The following is a 15,723-nucleotide window of genomic DNA, read 5'->3' as shown; positions in this document are numbered from 1 at the left end:
CTCGCTACGGCACATGACGGTCCCATTCGTGCGGCACGACGGTGTGAAAGGGTGCGGCCAGCAGCGGGTCGGCATCACCGGCAGCCCAGCGGCGTTCCAGCACGGGCGACAACCGTCCCGCGACGACCACCGGGTCGTCGTCGGTGAAGCAGTAGGTGAGCACCTGCCCGTCGTCCGCACTCGCGAGACTCGCGTCCACCCGGTGTGAGGTGGCGGACCAGGTTCCCGCCACGCCGTCGACATCGGTGAGTGCGGTCGGCGCCCGGTCCCCGACCTCCAGGATCAGCACCACACCGCGAAAGGGCCACCACGGCAGCACATCTGCGCCCACCTTGATCCGGGCGGCCGCCGACTTGTCGGTCACGGTGTAGACGCCGCGCTGAACCGGTGGCAGCAGAGCCAGTTTGCGACCGCCGTCGCCGAGCGCTGTGGACAGTTCGTTGAACGCAGTGAGGCCGGTGCGGTCGGTGAAAAAATAGGTCATCACGTGGTCGATCGCCTCGAAGCGATCGTCGCCTGCCGGCCGCGCCGCGCGGCACTGCGGTGTCGAGACCAACCGCACCGACGCCCGCACGCCCGGCAACCGGTGCTGCTCGGGCCGGTGGTCGAGGGTGTGCCAGCGCAGGTACTCGGCGTCGTGGCCGTCCGGATGGCGGCGCGCCATCGAGACGAACAGGGTGCTGATCTCGCCCCGGCCGGCGGCGAGTACGCCGTCCAGCTGGTCCGACGGTGTTCCCGGCAGTGTCACTGGGCTCCTCCAGAGGTCGGGGCATGGGCCTCGGCGATTGGGATCTCGGGGTGACGCGCCGCGACCATCCGCCGGAAGCCCTCGCGCCACGGCACTTTCGTCCGGCCGAGGATCTGGTGCATGCGCGTCACATCGGGCCACAGCGGGGTGTGCGCGTCGGCCCGGTAGTCGAAGACCGGTTCGACGCCGACCAGCGATCCGAGGTAGGCGCAGTAATCCTCGACGCTGACGGTCTCACTGCCCGCCCAGTTCACCACCACCGGCGGGGTGTCGGCGACCTCCATCGCGCGGATGCCGAACTCGACGTAATCGTCCTCGTAGATGGGGTTGTAGTTGTTCGGCCGGTCGGGATGCAACCGAATCGACTTGCCGGCCAGCATCATCTCCAGCCGGTCGGCGGGGGCCCCGCCCTCGGGCCCGTACGTCGAGCAGATGCGGATGATCGTGAGCGGGATGTCGAACCGCTGCGCGATCCAGGTGCAGACCGATTCGGCGGCGACCTTGGAAAAGCTGTAGTTCGCGCGCAGCGGAACACCCGGTGGGTCGTCCTCCCGCAACGGCCGCCGGCCCTGGTAACCGTAGATGGAACCGGTCGAGCAGAACACGAAACCCTTGACGCCCCGGCAGTGGTGCAGCAGGTCGCCGGAGTGCTGGGCGTTCGTGGTGACGCAGCGGACCCAGTCGTCGGCGCCGCTGTCGACGGCGGCGTGGAAGACGTAGGTGAAATCGTCGGGCAACCCGGAGAAATCGCCGGCGCTCATGTCGAGCGCCAGGGGAGTGATGCCTGCGGCGGACAGCTTCTCGCGGTCCGCCGGGTCCCGCAGCCGGGCAGCGCCCCACACCTCGTTGCGTCCCGCCAGGGCGCGGGCGATCGGGAACGCGATCTTGCCGGTGGCGCCGGTGACGAGGATCTTCTCTGAGTCGAGCATCCCTTCAGTCTTAGCGCACCACGACGAAAATGTTAAGTACTTGATACCTTGCGGTGGGGCAGCTGTCTTTCACGGCAGGGAGCCGGGATCCCGGGATCGCCGAAGGGCTGTGTCGGCACGCATGCGCCATGGGAGGATCGTGACGTGACTGTGGTTCTGGTACACGGCAATCCGGAGACCGACGCCGTCTGGGGTCCGCTCGTCGCCGCGCTCGGGCGCGCGGATGTGGTGCGGTTGTCGCCGCCGGGGTTCGGTGCTCCCCTCCCGAGCGATTTCCCGGCGACCTACCTCGCCTACCGCGATTGGCTCATCGACGAGCTGGAGCGGATCGATGCGCCCGTCGACCTCGTCGGGCACGACTGGGGTGGGGGTCACGTCGTGAACGCGGTGATGCACCGGCCCGAGCTCGTGCGCAGCTGGGCGAGTGACGTCGTCGGGCTGTTCGATCCCGACTACGTGTGGCACGACATGGCCCAAGGGTTCCAGACGCCGGGGGATGGCGAGCAGTTGGTCGCGATGATGCAGGACGGTTCGGTGGAGGACCGGGCACAACAGCTGGTCGCGTTCGGCATTCCGCTCGACGTGGCGACGTCGTTCGCCGCGGCGCAGGGCCCGGAGATGGGTCGGGCCATCCTGGAGGTCTACCGGTCCGCACGCCAGCCGGCGCTGGCGGACGCCGGAAAGACACTGGAGAAGGCCGCGGCCCGGCCGGGACTGTCGCTGCTGGCCACCGAGGACCCCTTCGTCGGCACCGAGGAGATGCGGCGCCGGGCGGCCGACCGGGCCGGCGCCCGCACCGAGGTGCTCGACGGGCTGGGACACTGGTGGATGGTTCAGGATCCCGCCGCAGGCGCCGCGGCACTCACCCGGTTCTGGGACTCGCTCGACAGGTGACCGGCAGGCCGCCCGTTGTCACACCCTCGCCGGTTTCGGCGCCGCGAGCTCTGCGAGTGCGGACATGAACAGCTCGTCCATCTGCGGGCTCAGTTCGGCCAGGACCGGCGCGCTGGCGTAGCTGGCCGAGCCGAAGACACGCTCGAGCACATCGGTGCCCGTGGACGCTCCGATGGAAAGGCACAGGCAGGCAACGCCTTCGGCGCGTAGCTCCTCGAGGGCCTTGCTCGCGTCGGCTTCCGCGTAACGACCTTCGTATCCGTCGTCGTAGGGGAAGCCGTCCGAGAGGACCAGCAGCAGCCGGTTCGGCGTGCCCGCCTCGTTCTTCAGCACCTCGCCCGCGCCGCGGATCCCGGCGCCGAGACGGGTGTAGCTCGCCGGCTCGAGCTGGTTGAGCCGGGCCCGTCCGATCGCGCCGAAATTCTGGTCGAACGTCTTGATGGCCGGCAGGTGCACGGCGTGGCGGCCCTGGGATCGGAACGCGTAGACGGCGACGCGGTCACCGAGTTCCTCGAGTGTCACGGCCAGCGTGGCGGCCGCCCGCCGCTGGTGGTCGTGCACGGCGAGGCCGTCCGAATCGGCGTCGACGGCGGACCCCGAGGCGTCGATGAGGATGAGCACACCGAGATTGCGGGCGAGTTTGCGGCGCTCCAGATAGACGTGTTCGGCTCCGGAGAAGCCCGACTGCAGGTCGACGAACAGGTCGATGAGCGCCTCGATGTCGAGGTCGTCACCGTCGGCGCGGCCGCGCAGGACCTTCGGGCCGAGCCCGACGCGGGCCAGGCGGCGCCGCAGCACGTCGTCGTGCGCGACACCGGCATCGGAGACGTCGGCGGTGACGTTCAGTGGGAAGTCGATAACCCGGCACCAGTCGGGCTTGTACCGGTCGTTGAAGACGTCCCACTCCGGATACAGGGCGCCGCCGACGCCCACCGCGGCACCGGGTTTGCCGTCGTCGGTGAACTGGATTCGGGTGGGCAGGGGACGGGCGTTCGCCCCGATCTCCTGCACCCGACGGGTGGAGCGCACCGTCATCTCCGCGCCCGCGGCGCCCTCTCCGGGGGAGCGTGATCCGCCGAACATCTTGCGCATGTAGTCCGACATGGACTGGTTGTTGAAGATCGGGCTCTCGAAGAGCTTGAGGATCTTGCTGTCCCCTGCCTTGCCGCCGTCCTCGTCTTCTTCGCCCTCTTCGGATTCGGGCATGTCGATGGGATCGAACTTCAATTTGAGGTCTTTGTTGGTGGCCTGGCCACCGGGTCCGGCGGGCGCCGCGAGCAGCCGGGAGGGCTTGATGGCGCCGAACCACTCCGGTGGATCGGCGACCTTCGCCCGGCTCCTGGCCACCTCGAGTGACTCGTCGGCGCTCGCCGTGGCGGCGTGTGCGTCCGGGAGCAGCGCGGCATCGAGGGGAATCTGGCGGGCGAGGTCGGCGAGGACGCGTCGACCTTCGAGAGCCAGATACCGGCGGGCCAACGTCGCGCGTGCCCGCAATCCCTTCACCAACCGCGGATCGAGGCTGCCCGCGCCGAGAAGCGCCGCCTGCACCAGCATTTCCCGGCGCTGCTCCTCGACCGATCCACCGGCCGAGACGAAGATGAACCGGCCGTCGGTGTGTGCGGGCTGGCCGGCGGGAGCCTCGGTGACGTCGACGGACCTGCAGGCGATGTAGGTGGCGAGGAACCGGAATCGGTCCGGGTTCTCCGGCGCCGGCGCCGGGGACACCTCCTGCCCGTGGGGCAGGGAGATGACCGAAAAACCCTCGGCGGCAGCGTCGGTCACGTCTGTGGCAGGACCGTGTTGACGAGTTCGTCGAGCGCGCGGATGACGTCGTGGTCATCGGAGAGCACCTGGACGACGGCGGCGTGGACGGCGCTGCGCAGGCTCAGACCTTCGGCCGCGAGGCCGCCGGCGAGGATCAACATGCGAGTGGAGGACACCTCGCGCAACGGTGAGCCGTCGAGGTTCCGGATGGCGTACGCGAGCTTCACCAGAGCGCGTGCGGTCTCGATGTCGATGCCGGCTTCGTAGGCCACCACCTCGGTCTCCACCTCGGCGGACGGGTAGCCCAGCTCGATGGCGATGAAGCGCTGACGGGTGGACTCCTTGAGGTTCTTCAGCACGCTCTGGTAGCCGGGGTTGTAGGAGATCACCAGCTGGAATCCGGGCGCCGCCCGCAGTGTGGTGCCGAGGCGGTCGACGGGCAGCTCCCGGCGGTGATCGGCGAGCGGATGGATGACCACGGTGGTGTCCTGGCGGGCCTCGACCACCTCGTCGAGGTAGAAGATGGCACCCTCGCGCACCGCCCGGGTCAACGGCCCGTCCACCCAGACCGTCTCCCCGCCCTTCAGCAGGAACCGGCCTACCAGGTCCGCCGACGTCATGTCCTCGTGGCCGGCGACGGTGATCAGATCCCGGCCCAGCTGGTGGGCCATCGCCTCGACGAAACGTGTCTTCCCGCAACCGGTCGGGCCTTTCAGCAGTACCGGCAGCCCCCGGCGGGCGGCCGCGCGGAAGACCTCCACCTCGTCGCCGACCGCACGGTAGAACGGTGCGTCCGGCACGGGTGTGACCACCGCGGATTTACTGGTGCGCATCTATTCTCCTCGCTCGATCGGAACGTTCACGGGAAGCTTGACGCCGTCGGGGAGGACGAGCTCACCGTCGTGGTTGATGTAGCCCGAGTTCGTCAGGGGCATCGGTAGCGCGGGGTCGGGGCACGGCCGGTCGGTGTCCTCACCGCAGATCCCCATCAGGAAGTACGAGCGCTTCAAGATGTCCTCCGGCCACGGGTCCTGGTGCATGGCGAAGAACTGCGCCGGGATGTTGTAGAAGACGAAGAAGAAGGCGCTGCATGCGGCGAAGATCGCCAGGAAGCGGGTGAACTGCTGTTTGACGAAACCGCCTCGGACCTGGTCGAGCCCGCGCTCGACGAAGGTCCGGCCACGGTCGTCGGTGAAGTAGCGCATGCAGCACAGGCCGGCCTGGACACCGCCCCACATGAGCCCCTCGTACAGCGGCCACTGGTAGTACGTGCCGGCGTTGACCGACAGCGCCTGGATGGCGCCCGGGTACGTGAACAGCCCCATCGGCATGAGGAACAGGCCCTCGATGACGAAGTCGAAGAAGAAGGTCCAGGCGATCACCACGCCGATCAGGCCGAAGGTGTTGATATTGGGAAAACGCTTCTTGGCCAGGCGCATCACCGCGCAGCCCAGCATCGTGCACAGCAGGACGAAGAAGTAGCCCGGGGCGTTCATCAGGACGGGTTCGGCCATCATCGCGCCGGGTTCCCCGTAGGACACCCAACCCGGAACGTCCTGGACCCACGAGCCCATGTTCCACATCCAGGTGTTGTACGTGCTCCACGTGCTGAAGTAGTTCAGCAGCGGATCCTGGAACCACAGCAGGCCGCAGGAGACGAACAGCATGCCGTCGAGAGTGATTCGCCGCTCCCGGCGCCACGGCCGGATCAGGAACCACCAGATGGCGACCGGCAGGCCGACCACGATGACGGCGGTCCACGTGAAGAGGATCGCCTTCATGAACGTCGGCGGATCGGTCGGGCCCGCGGGAACCCGCTCGAAATTGGGTCCGCTGATCCAGCGGATCCACACATACAGCTGGAAGGCGAGGATCACACCGCCGACGGCGGCCCACACCCGCACCGGCGTGATCCTCTTCTGCGGCTGCGCGCCGAGTGCCGCGTCGCTGAGCGATTCGGTGAGAACGGGTTTCCGCTTGCTGGACAGATCGCTCACGACACCGTCTCCTCCGCACTTGTCGATCCCATGGACCTCACAGCTCCCTCCCGAAGTGGCCGATGCGTCGAAAATATACCAATGAGTATCTGAATGACCAGGGATTCGAAAATAATCTGTGGGAGAATTTCCGCATGGTCGAGCCGATGACGCGCGAGCGACGCCTCGAGCGCACGCGCTCGCTGCTGTTGGATGCCGCGGAGCAGGTGTTCGCCGAACGAGGTTTCATCCCTGCGACTCTCGACGACATCGCCAAGGCGGCCGGCTACTCGAAGGGCGCGATCTACAAGTACTTCGCCACCAAGGAAGAGCTGTTCCTGGCCGCCAGCGACCGGTACTGGCGGCGGTACTTCGACAACTTCGCCGAGATCATGTCGTCGTCGGACCACATCGGGGCACGCGAGCTAGAAGACATCGGCGAGCGGTGGCGCCAGTTGAGCCGCGACCGCGGCGCCGAGCATGCGGCACTGGGCGTCGAGTTCAACCTGTACCTGCTGCGCAACCCCGAGGCGCGGGAACGCGTGGCCGCCAAGCGATCCGAGGTCGTCGACCAGCTCGCCCGCTACATCGTGGAGGGTATCGAGCATCTCGGTGCGACCCTGCTGATCCCGGCGACCACGTTCGCCCACATCATCATCGCCACCACCGACGCGGTCGAGTTGGGCAGCCACCTCGACGACATCGATCTCTACCAGCCGATCGTCGAGATGTACGTCTCCGCCGTCAAGATGCCCTGACGGGTCACCTGCCCGATTGGATGGGAACCACGGGTGGCACCTCGACGCCCTCGGGGAGTACCAGCTGTCCGTCATGGTTGATGTAGCCGGAGTACTTGGTGGGCACCGGCAGACCGGGATTCGGGCAGGGTCGATCTGTTCCCTCGCCGCAGATGCCGGGGTTGAAGTACGAGCGCTTCTGCACGTCTTCGGGCCACGGGTCGCCATGCATGCCCAGCCAGGTCGCCGGGACGTTGTAGAAGAGGAAGAAGCATGCGCTGACACCGCCGAAGATCGCCAGGAAGCGCACGAACTGTTGCTTGACGGCTCCGCCTCGGATGCTGTCCAGACCGCGCTCCACCAACGTGCGTCCCCGGTCATCGGTGAAGAAGCGCAGGCAGCACAGCGCCGCCTGGACGCCACCCCACATCAAGCCCTCGTAGATCGGCCATTGGTAGTACGTACCGGCGTTGAACGACAGTGACTGGATGGCACCGGGATAGGAGTAGAAGCCGATCGGCAGCATGACCAAGGCCTCCATGACGAAGTCGAAGACGAAGGCGATCGCATAGGTGACCAGCACCAGCCTCAGATTGCTGATCTCCGGCCAACGGTTCTTGATCCTGCGCATGACCCAACATCCGACGATGGTGATCAGCAGCACGCCGTACATGTAGCCGGGAATGTTGGTCAGCAGCGGTTCGGGCACGGTGTGGCCCGGTTCCTCGTGCGCCACCCAGCCCGGAATGTGCGGTGCCCAGGAGCCCCGGTTCCACAGCCAGGCGTTGTACGTACACCAGGTGCTGTAGTAGTTGAGCATCGGATCCTGAAACATCATCAGGCCCATCGACACCAGCAGCATGCCGTCGAGCGTGACCCGCCTCTCCCGCACCCAGGGCCGGATGAGAAAGAACCAGAGCGCGGCCGGCAGGCCGATCCAGAGCACGACGGCGTTGGCGATCAGCGGGATCTGCATGTACATCGGCGGCTCGCTCGGACCTCCGGCCACCGGCTCGAAGAAGGGTCCGCTGACCCACCGGACGAACACATAGATCGTGTACGCCAAGAACAGGGTGCCGACCGTCGCCCAGATCTTGATGGCGTTCGACGAGCGCGGGGTCTCCGTTCCTGAGCCGAGGGCGCCGCTCAACGATTGAGTGACAACGGATTTCCTGTTCGACGAATCGCTCACCAGCGCCTCCTGAAACGTGCGTCCGATGCGCACACGCCCGGAAATATACCAACTGGTATCTGGTTGTCCAATGGGTTTCTCAGATCCTGTGGCAGAATTCGACCATGGTGGAGCGTTGGACGCGCGAGAGACGCCTCGAGCACACGCGTTCCCTGCTGCTCGACGCGGCCGAAGACGTCTTCGCCGAAAAGGGTTTCACCCCCGCGACTCTCGATGACATCGCGCACGCGGCCGGTTACACCAAGGGTGCGATCTACAAGCACTTCGCCACCAAGGAGGATTTGTTCCTGGCGGTCAGCGACCGGTACTGGCGTCGCTACTTCGACAACTTCGCCGAGGTGATGTCGACCGCCGGACAGATCGGCGAGCGCGAACTCGACGAGATCGCGCGGCGGTGGCGCCAGCTGAGTCTCGACCGCGGCGCCGAACACGCCGCGCTCGGACACGAGTTCACGCTCTATCTGACGCGCAACCCGGAAGCGCGGGACCGGGTCGCGGAGAAGCGGTCAGAGGTCGTCGAGGCGCTCGCAAGGTTCATCGTCGAGGGCATCGACCGGCTCGGCGGCACGCTGCTCATTTCACCGTCGACCTTCGCGCAGGTGCTCGTCGCGACCAGCGACTCGGTGGTGCTGGGGAGTCAACTCGACGACGTCGACCTCTACCGGCCGATCGTGGAGATGTACATGTCGGCGATCAAGCTGCCCTGACGACCTGCCCCGTCAGGCGCGGGCGGTGTTCTCGACGATGATCTCGCGGGCCGTGTCGTAGAAGGCGCTGATCAACGTCGAGAACGACAGCTCGAACGGGTAGATCATGTGCACGGCCAGCGGGTCGGGCCGCCACTCGGGCAGGACGGGCACGATGGTGCCCTCGCGCAGTTCGGTGGTGCAGATGATCTGGGCGGGCATGGCGCCGACGCCGAGCCCCTCCAGGATGTACTGCTTGCACACCTGGAAGTTGTTGGCCCGCGCCCGCACCTGCGGCGATACCTCGCATCGCATGTCGTCCCTGCTGATCGTCAGCTTGCGCGAGCCGCAGAACCCGAAGTCGATGAACGGCAGGCCGTCCAGGTGCGCCGGCATGGTGAGCGGTGCGGCCAGTTGCGCCACGAAGCGCGCCGAGGCGCAGAGGAACAGGTCGAGGTCGAACACCTTCCGGGCGATCAACGTCGAATCCTGAAGAGGCCCGGTGCCGAACACGACGTCGAACCCGTCCTTGACGGGGTCGACCATGTTGTCCACGAGCCGGATGTCCAGCCGGGTGTGCGGGTAGCGCCGCAGGAAGGTGGCGCCGACGCGGGAGGCGTAATCGATGCCGACGAACACCGGAATGGCGACCCGCAGCTCGCCCTGCGGCTCGTGCCTGCTGCCCTCGACCAGTGCGCGGACACCGTTGGCCTCGGTCAGGATGCTGACCGCGTGACCGTAGATCTGTTCACCGAGGTCGGTGACGGTGAGCTGATGCGTGTTCTTGCGCAACAGCTTGATCCCGAGATCGGCCTCCAGCTTCGCCAGCTTGCGGCTCACCGTGGACTTCGGCATGCCGAGCAATGTCGCGGCTTTCGAAAGGCTGCGGGCTTCCACCACTTTCCCGAACACCAGCAGTGCGCCGAGGTCGAAGGACAGGTGCTGTTCCATCCGGGCTCCTGACGGCGGAGTGTCGTCCCAAATATGCAACAGCATGTTGCGGTTTCGCACCTGTTTCGCCGATATGCCCGGAGGTAGCTTCGGCACAACGTCGCGCGCCCGGCGACGCGTTCAGTGCAGGAGGATCACGTGAGCTCCGAAGCCCTGGTGAGCAAACCCGAAAGCGGTCACTGGACGGACGCGTATCCCGACCTCGGCCGCGGACCGGTGTCCCTCGAGGACTGCGTGTCCGAGGAGTTCTACGAGAGGGAACGCGAACACGTCTTCAAGAAGACCTGGCTGTACATGGGGCGCGTCGAGCAGGTGCCGCGCTCGGGCTGCTACTTCACCCGCGAACTCACCTTCCTCAACACCTCGATCATCGTCGTGCGAGGCAAGGACGGCGTGATCCGCGCCATGCACAACATCTGCCCGCACCGCGGCAACAAGATGCTGTGGGAGGACGATCCGTTCCAGGAGGTGAGCGGACGGGCGCCGCTGCTGTACTGCCGTTTTCACGGCTGGCGGTACCACCTCGACGGGTCCTTGCACTCGGCCACCCGCCAGGACCTGTTGCTGGACTTCGACGCCGACAGCTGCCGCGTACCCGCCATCCAGTGCGAGGTGTGGGAAGGCTTCGTCTTCGTCAACCTCGACCCGCACAACACCGAGCCGCTTCGCTCGTTCCTCGGCGAGCTCGCGCACGGCATCGAGGGGTACCCGTTCGAAGGGCCGCACCAGGTCTACCGGTTCAAGGCCGAACTGCAGTGCAACTGGAAGATATTCGTCGACGGCTTCGCTGAGAGCTACCACGGCCCGTACCTGCACGCCTCGTCCTTCGGCAGCGTCACCGCAGAAGCCAGGGAAGCGCTGAACAAGCCGAATCCGTTCACCGACGCCCTGGCCTACCGCCTGGCCGATCCGCACCGGATGTATTCGTTCTCCGGGGAGCCTTCCCGGCGGACGCCCTACTCGAAGCCGATCGAATGTGTGATGGAGGCCAGCGCGGCAGGCCCCTGGACCAAGCGCGCCGAGCGCGGACCCCTGCCGCCCGGGATGAACCCGACGCGTTCGGAGAAATACGGTTTCGACTCGTTCCAGTTCTTCCCGAATTTCGTGCTGATCTTCGGGGCATCTGGTTTCACCGTGCACACCCACTGGCCGACCGGGCCGCACTCGCACATCTTCGAGACCGAGATGTACTACCAGCCACCGAGAACGCACAAGGAGCGGCTGGGTCAGGAACTCACGGTGACCTACCTCAACGACATCATCCTGGAGGACGCCAGCCCGTCGGAAGGACTGCAGGCGATGCTGAACAGCGGCGCGCTGACGCATTTCACCATGAACGACGAGGAGATCCTGCTGCGACACCTGCACAAGATGGTCGGCGACTACGTCGAGTCGGGCGAGAGCGCGAAGGGGAACAGCCGGTGAGCACGGGCACGACGAATGCGCGCCCGGCGACCACCGCACTGCCCGAGGGGTTCTCCCACCTCGAGCACCTGGTTGCGGACTGGGCCATCGAGGACGGCCACGCGCGTTACGTCAAGCGCGTGAACACCTCGATGACCGAGATACGGGCCTTCTACGACCAGGTCTTCCCGGTCGCCGAGGATGCGGTGGCCTACGTCGACAAGTTCGACTACGCCGAGCCGCTCCCGGACGACGTCGCGAATCTGCGGAACCTGCTGTACTCGTTGATCACCGTCTCCCTGGCGGTCGAGCTGTGGAACCAGCCGCGGGTGAAGCACTCGGCCACCACGATCCTGACCAGGTCGAGTTGAGTGACATGAGCACCGCCGCCGATCAGTTGCAGATCCGCCACCTCACCCCGCGGATCGGCAGTGAGATCACCACCGACGTCGAGACATTGCTCAGCGGGCGGGTGGCAGCGCAGATCCGCGCCACGCTCGAGCAGCGCGGAGTGGTCTTCTTCCGGGGCCTGCAGATCACCGACGAGCAGCAGGTGGCCATCGCCAGGACGCTCGGCACCGTGGTGGCAGGAGAGGGGCAGGACGGGATCTACAAGATCTCGCTGGACGACACGGTGAATCAGCGCGCGAAGTACCTGAAGGGTTCGTTGTTCTGGCACTTCGACGGCTCGCTGCAGCCCTACCCGAACCTGGCGACGCTGCTGCGGGGGGTGAGGCTCTCGGACACCGGCGGACAGACCGAGTTCTGCAACACCTACGCCGCCTACGACGACCTGCCGCAGCCGGACAAGGACCGGATCGCCGGCCTGCGGGTGGTGCACAGCGCGGAACGGTCGCAGTACTACGTGACACCCGAGATGAGCTACGACGAGATCGCCTTCTGGCAGAAGTCCGCGACCAAGGAATGCCCTGTCGTGTGGACACACCGGTCCGGCCGCAGGTCGCTGCTGTTGGGTGCCACGGCCGATTACGTCCAGGGCATGCCGGTGGAGCAGAGTCGCGCACTGCTTGCCCGGCTTCGTGATTGGGCGACGCAGCCGCAGTACGTGTACCGGCACGAGTGGCGGGTGGGGGACCTGCTGATCTGGGACAACACCGGCACCATGCACCGGGCGCTGCCGTACGCCGCTGACAGTGGCCGGCTCATGCACCGCACGATCCTGGCGGGGGAGGAGCCGCTGCGGTGAAGCTCGGCATCGCCACGCCGGTGGTCACCAACGTCGCGGGCGCTCCGCTGGGGTGGGAGAAGGATGCCGGGATCGAGGCGATCGGCCGTGTCGCCGAGGCCGCGGACCGGCTGGGCTACCACCACATGACGTGCAGCGAGCACATCGGACTTCCCGCCGCCGAGACCGGTCGCCGCGGCGCCCGCTACTGGGATCCGCTCGCCACGTTCGGTTACGTGGCGGCCCGGACGCATCAAATCCGGTTCGCCACCATGACCCTCGTGCTGGGTTACCACCATCCGCTGGCCATCGTGAAGCGTTACGGCACATTGGATCACGTCAGCGGCGGAAGACTGATACTCGGCGTCGGCGTGGGCTCGCTGCGGGAGGAGTTCGATCTGCTCGGCGCACCGTTCGACGATCGCGGTGCCCGGGCCGACGATGCCCTGCGGGCGCTGCGGGCGGCGCTGCCGAGTAACGAACCGGCCTATGACGGCGAGTTCTACTCGTTCGGCGGGCTGACCGTCGATCCCTGCGCGCTTCAGCCGCACGTGCCGATCTGGGTGGGCGGCCGCACCAGGCGCTCTCTGCGGCGGGCCGTCACCCTCGCCGACGGGTGGTGTCCCTACTACGTCTCCGCCGCCCAGGCCGCCGAGTGGCTGGGAGGCGTCGAGTTGCCGCCCGATTTCGAAGTGGTGATGCCGGCCGAACGTGCACTCGACCCGGTGGGGGACCCGGAGGCGACGCGGCAGGCGCTGCACGATCTGGCCGCGTGCGGCACGACGACCCTCTCCGCGCGCTTCGTCCACCGCTCGCTCGAGCACTACCTCGAGCAGCTCCATGCGCTCATCGAACTGAACGGTCGCGAGACCCTCTGAGCCGCAGGCTCAGCCGGCGCGGGTGCGGGTGCGGGTGCGGGTGCGGGTGCCGGCCCGGCGCGTCAGGTAGTCGATCTGCAGGTGGATCGAGTAGAGCACCAGCGGAGGAAGCACGATGAACGGCACGTTCTCGGCGATGAACTTGAACCAGAGGCCGTACGCGCCCTGACCGATGTTCTCGAAGCCGGCTCCCACCTCCGCCAGGAAGTACACGGCGGTGCTGCTCATCAGGATCGCGCAGCCCACGAAGGCGAACCACAGGCAGCGGATCCGCGATTCGTCGGACAGGGTGGTCCGGACGAGCCGGGTCCACATCACGAAGACCATGGTGCCGGTGAGCACCCCGACCACCTCGAGGGCGAAGATCCACGTGTTGCCGCTGACATACCTGGTGTCGGCCAGCGCGTACTGCCACCACAACCACTTCCACCCGGGGTCGTCGGTGGGCGTCCAGAGGCCGAGCGGATGGCCGATGAGAAACATCAGCTCGTAGCCGATCTGGCTGCACGCGGTGTAGGGCAGGTAGAACAACGTCAGTTCGGCCGCCTTGTCGAGGCGGGTCCGCCGTTCGCCCGGCGCATCCCACAGCAGGACGAACGGCAGCAGGATCACCGGGATGCCGAACAGCAGGTTGGCGATCACGTCCACCGCGAAACTCGGCGGGATGAGCCCGACGCCGACGCCGATCGTCATCCCGACGAACATCACCGTGGTGAAGATCGCCGTGCCGGAATAGATTCTCAGCCGGTGCGGTGCCCACGGCTGGGCGAAATTCGGTTCGTGGCCGGTGATCGCGTCGGTGGACAACTCATGCCTCCTTGGTCGCCGCTGCCACGGCAATGGACTTCGTGTCGGTGTAGCCGTCGATTCCCTCGCGGCCGAGTTCGCGGCCGTAGCCGCTGGCCTTCACGCCACCGAACGGGGCGAACGGGTCCATCGGGTAACCCTGGTTGACGCCGAACGTGCCGGTGCGGATCCGTGCGGCGACGTCGAGGCCGGCGTCGCTGTCATCGGTCCACACCGAGCCGGCCAGGCCGTAGTCCGAATCGTTGGCGATCGCCACGGCCTGCTCGACGTCGGAGTAGGGCAACACCGTCAGCACCGGGCCGAAGATCTCCTCGCGGGCGATCCGCATGGAGTTGTCGGCGTCGGCGAACAGCGTCGGCCGGACGTACCAGCCGCGGTCCAGGCCTTCGGGCATCTCGGCGCCGCCGACCACGAGGCGGGCGCCGTCCCGCGATCCGGCCTCGATGTATCCGCGCACCCGTTCCTGCTGACGTTGCGCCACAAGCGGTCCCACCTGCGTCGCGCTGTCGGAGGGATCGCCGACCACCAGTGCGCTCATCTCGGCGGCGAGTGCGTCGGTGTACTCGGCAGCGCGCGCGGCGGGCACCAGGACCCGGGTGAGCGCGTTGCAGATCTGGCCGCCGTTGGACAGGCTGGCCGAGCGCACGCCCGCCGCGACCGCGCCGGGGTCGGCGTCGTCGAGCACGATCGCCGCGGACTTGCCGCCCAGTTCGAGGCTGACCCGCCGCAGGTCCCCGGCGCACGCGGCGGCGACGGCCCGGCCCGCCGGCGTCGACCCGGTGAACGACACCTTGTCCACTCCGCGGTGGCGCACCAGGTGTTCGCCCACGGTCCCGTCGCCGGGCAGGATGCCGACCACGCCGGGCGGCAGGTCGGACTCGGCGATGATCTCGGCGAGCAGCAGGGCGTTGAGCGGTGACTCCGGCGCGGGTTTGACCACGACGGTGCACCCCGCGAGCAGGGCCGGGATCAGCTTGGTGACGATGAGGAACTGGGGCATGTTCCACGGCACGATCGCGGCGACGACGCCCACCGGCTCACGCCGGATGTGGATGTCGGAGCCGTAGCGGCCCGGCCTGTCCTCGCGCCACGGATATGTCTCGGCGAGATCGGCGAACGCGTCGATCATCGACCACGGCAGCGCGACCTGCGCCCGCTGGGAGAAGCTGATCGGTGCGCCGATCTCGGTGGTGATCAGTTCGGCCATCTCGGTGCGGCGCTGCTCGTAGGTCTTGGCGAGGCGGCGCACCGCCTCGATGCGCTCGGCGGGTTCGGTGCCGGGCCACGGTCCGTTGTCGAACGCCTCGCGTGCCGCGCTGACCGCCAGGTCCACGTCCGCCGGCGCCGCGGCCGCCACGCTCGCGACCACCTGCTCGGTGTGCGGTGAGACGACCTCGATCCGCCCGTCGGTGCTGGGCGTGCGCCAGGTCCCGCCGATGAACAGTTCGTCGTACCGCACGCCCCGTGCCTCCATTCGGTGATCGGCAATATCAACTACTTGCGATTGCCCGGCCGAGCATATACCGTCAGCACTGTCGGTTCCTGGAAATCGCCCAAAATGCCGCTGTGCG

16 protein-coding genes are annotated in these 15,723 nt (G+C 67.1%); 7 read left to right on the top strand and 9 right to left on the bottom strand.

Going from position 1 to position 15,723, the window contains the following annotated elements; all coding sequences use genetic code 11:
• Positions 1-4: 4 nt before the first annotated feature.
• Positions 5-748 (bottom strand): hypothetical protein, encoded by a 744-nt coding sequence (locus tag H7I41_RS26385; RefSeq protein ID WP_264015581.1) that lies wholly within the window; start codon positions 746-748, stop codon positions 5-7.
• Positions 745-1,677, bottom strand: coding sequence for an NAD-dependent epimerase/dehydratase family protein (locus H7I41_RS26380; RefSeq protein WP_264015580.1), 933 nt, complete (start codon positions 1,675-1,677; stop codon positions 745-747). The genes H7I41_RS26385 and H7I41_RS26380 overlap by 4 nt, the downstream gene beginning before the upstream one ends.
• Positions 1,678-1,821: 144 nt before the next feature.
• On the opposite strand from H7I41_RS26380, the gene H7I41_RS26375 reads away from it, so the two are divergent.
• Positions 1,822-2,571 (top strand): alpha/beta fold hydrolase, encoded by a 750-nt coding sequence (locus H7I41_RS26375; protein ID WP_264015579.1) that lies wholly within the window; start codon positions 1,822-1,824, stop codon positions 2,569-2,571.
• An 18-nt stretch (positions 2,572-2,589) separates the two neighbouring features.
• Here the strand turns inward: H7I41_RS26375 and H7I41_RS26370 are convergent, their stop codons facing one another.
• Genes H7I41_RS26370 through H7I41_RS26360 form a run of 3 tightly spaced genes read right to left on the bottom strand, consistent with a single transcriptional unit; the run spans position 2,590 to position 6,332 of the window.
• On the bottom strand, positions 2,590-4,296 hold the full coding sequence (locus tag H7I41_RS26370) for a nitric oxide reductase activation protein NorD (RefSeq protein WP_264015613.1): 1,707 nt from the start codon (positions 4,294-4,296) through the stop codon (positions 2,590-2,592).
• A gap of 53 nt (positions 4,297-4,349) precedes the next feature.
• Entirely contained in the window at positions 4,350-5,168 is an 819-nt protein-coding gene (locus tag H7I41_RS26365; protein ID WP_276009639.1) for a CbbQ/NirQ/NorQ/GpvN family protein, read from the bottom strand.
• The gene (locus H7I41_RS26360) at positions 5,169-6,332 is read right to left on the bottom strand and encodes a spirocyclase AveC family protein (RefSeq protein ID WP_264015578.1); all 1,164 of its coding nucleotides are present in this window, start codon (positions 6,330-6,332) and stop codon (positions 5,169-5,171) included.
• A 134-nt stretch (positions 6,333-6,466) separates the two neighbouring features.
• Between H7I41_RS26360 and H7I41_RS26355 the strand changes: the two genes are divergently transcribed.
• On the top strand, positions 6,467-7,069 hold the full coding sequence (locus H7I41_RS26355) for a TetR/AcrR family transcriptional regulator (RefSeq protein ID WP_264015577.1): 603 nt from the start codon (positions 6,467-6,469) through the stop codon (positions 7,067-7,069).
• Between the two features lie 4 nt (positions 7,070-7,073).
• Here the strand turns inward: H7I41_RS26355 and H7I41_RS26350 are convergent, their stop codons facing one another.
• Positions 7,074-8,240: a spirocyclase AveC family protein gene (locus H7I41_RS26350; RefSeq protein WP_264015576.1), complete on the bottom strand. Its 1,167-nt coding sequence runs from the start codon at positions 8,238-8,240 to the stop codon at positions 7,074-7,076.
• Between the two features lie 104 nt (positions 8,241-8,344).
• Here H7I41_RS26350 and H7I41_RS26345 point away from each other — a divergent pair, with 104 nt between their 5' ends.
• The gene (locus tag H7I41_RS26345) at positions 8,345-8,947 is read left to right on the top strand and encodes a TetR/AcrR family transcriptional regulator (protein ID WP_264015575.1); all 603 of its coding nucleotides are present in this window, start codon (positions 8,345-8,347) and stop codon (positions 8,945-8,947) included.
• A 12-nt stretch (positions 8,948-8,959) separates the two neighbouring features.
• Here the strand turns inward: H7I41_RS26345 and H7I41_RS26340 are convergent, their stop codons facing one another.
• A complete protein-coding gene (locus H7I41_RS26340; protein WP_264015574.1) occupies positions 8,960-9,877 on the bottom strand; it encodes a LysR family transcriptional regulator in 918 nt (305 codons plus the stop codon).
• Positions 9,878-10,015: 138 nt separating this feature from the next.
• Here H7I41_RS26340 and H7I41_RS26335 point away from each other — a divergent pair, with 138 nt between their 5' ends.
• Genes H7I41_RS26335 through H7I41_RS26320 form a run of 4 tightly spaced genes read left to right on the top strand, consistent with a single transcriptional unit; the run spans position 10,016 to position 13,345 of the window.
• On the top strand, positions 10,016-11,302 hold the full coding sequence (locus H7I41_RS26335) for an aromatic ring-hydroxylating oxygenase subunit alpha (RefSeq protein ID WP_264015573.1): 1,287 nt from the start codon (positions 10,016-10,018) through the stop codon (positions 11,300-11,302).
• On the top strand, positions 11,299-11,652 hold the full coding sequence (locus tag H7I41_RS26330; RefSeq protein WP_264015572.1) for a hypothetical protein: 354 nt from the start codon (positions 11,299-11,301) through the stop codon (positions 11,650-11,652). Before H7I41_RS26335 ends, H7I41_RS26330 begins: the two co-directional genes overlap by 4 nt.
• Before the next feature lie 5 nt (positions 11,653-11,657).
• On the top strand, positions 11,658-12,488 hold the full coding sequence (locus tag H7I41_RS26325; RefSeq protein ID WP_264015571.1) for a TauD/TfdA dioxygenase family protein: 831 nt from the start codon (positions 11,658-11,660) through the stop codon (positions 12,486-12,488).
• Positions 12,485-13,345, top strand: a complete 861-nt coding sequence (locus H7I41_RS26320; RefSeq protein WP_264015570.1) for a TIGR03619 family F420-dependent LLM class oxidoreductase — start codon at positions 12,485-12,487, stop codon at positions 13,343-13,345. Before H7I41_RS26325 ends, H7I41_RS26320 begins: the two co-directional genes overlap by 4 nt.
• Positions 13,346-13,354: 9 nt before the next feature.
• On the opposite strand, the gene H7I41_RS26315 is transcribed toward H7I41_RS26320, so the two are convergent.
• Together H7I41_RS26315 and H7I41_RS26310 are read right to left on the bottom strand one after the other, a co-directional pair.
• Positions 13,355-14,152: an emopamil-binding protein gene (locus tag H7I41_RS26315; protein ID WP_264015569.1), complete on the bottom strand. Its 798-nt coding sequence runs from the start codon at positions 14,150-14,152 to the stop codon at positions 13,355-13,357.
• A gap of 1 nt (position 14,153) precedes the next feature.
• Positions 14,154-15,626, bottom strand: coding sequence for an aldehyde dehydrogenase (locus H7I41_RS26310; RefSeq protein WP_264015568.1), 1,473 nt, complete (start codon positions 15,624-15,626; stop codon positions 14,154-14,156).
• Positions 15,627-15,723 lie beyond the last annotated feature (97 nt).

This window comes from [Mycobacterium] manitobense, assembly GCF_025821665.1.
In the GTDB taxonomy this organism is placed as follows: domain Bacteria; phylum Actinomycetota; class Actinomycetes; order Mycobacteriales; family Mycobacteriaceae; genus Mycobacterium; species Mycobacterium arseniciresistens.
This window is presented reverse-complemented; position numbering and strand designations above follow the sequence as displayed.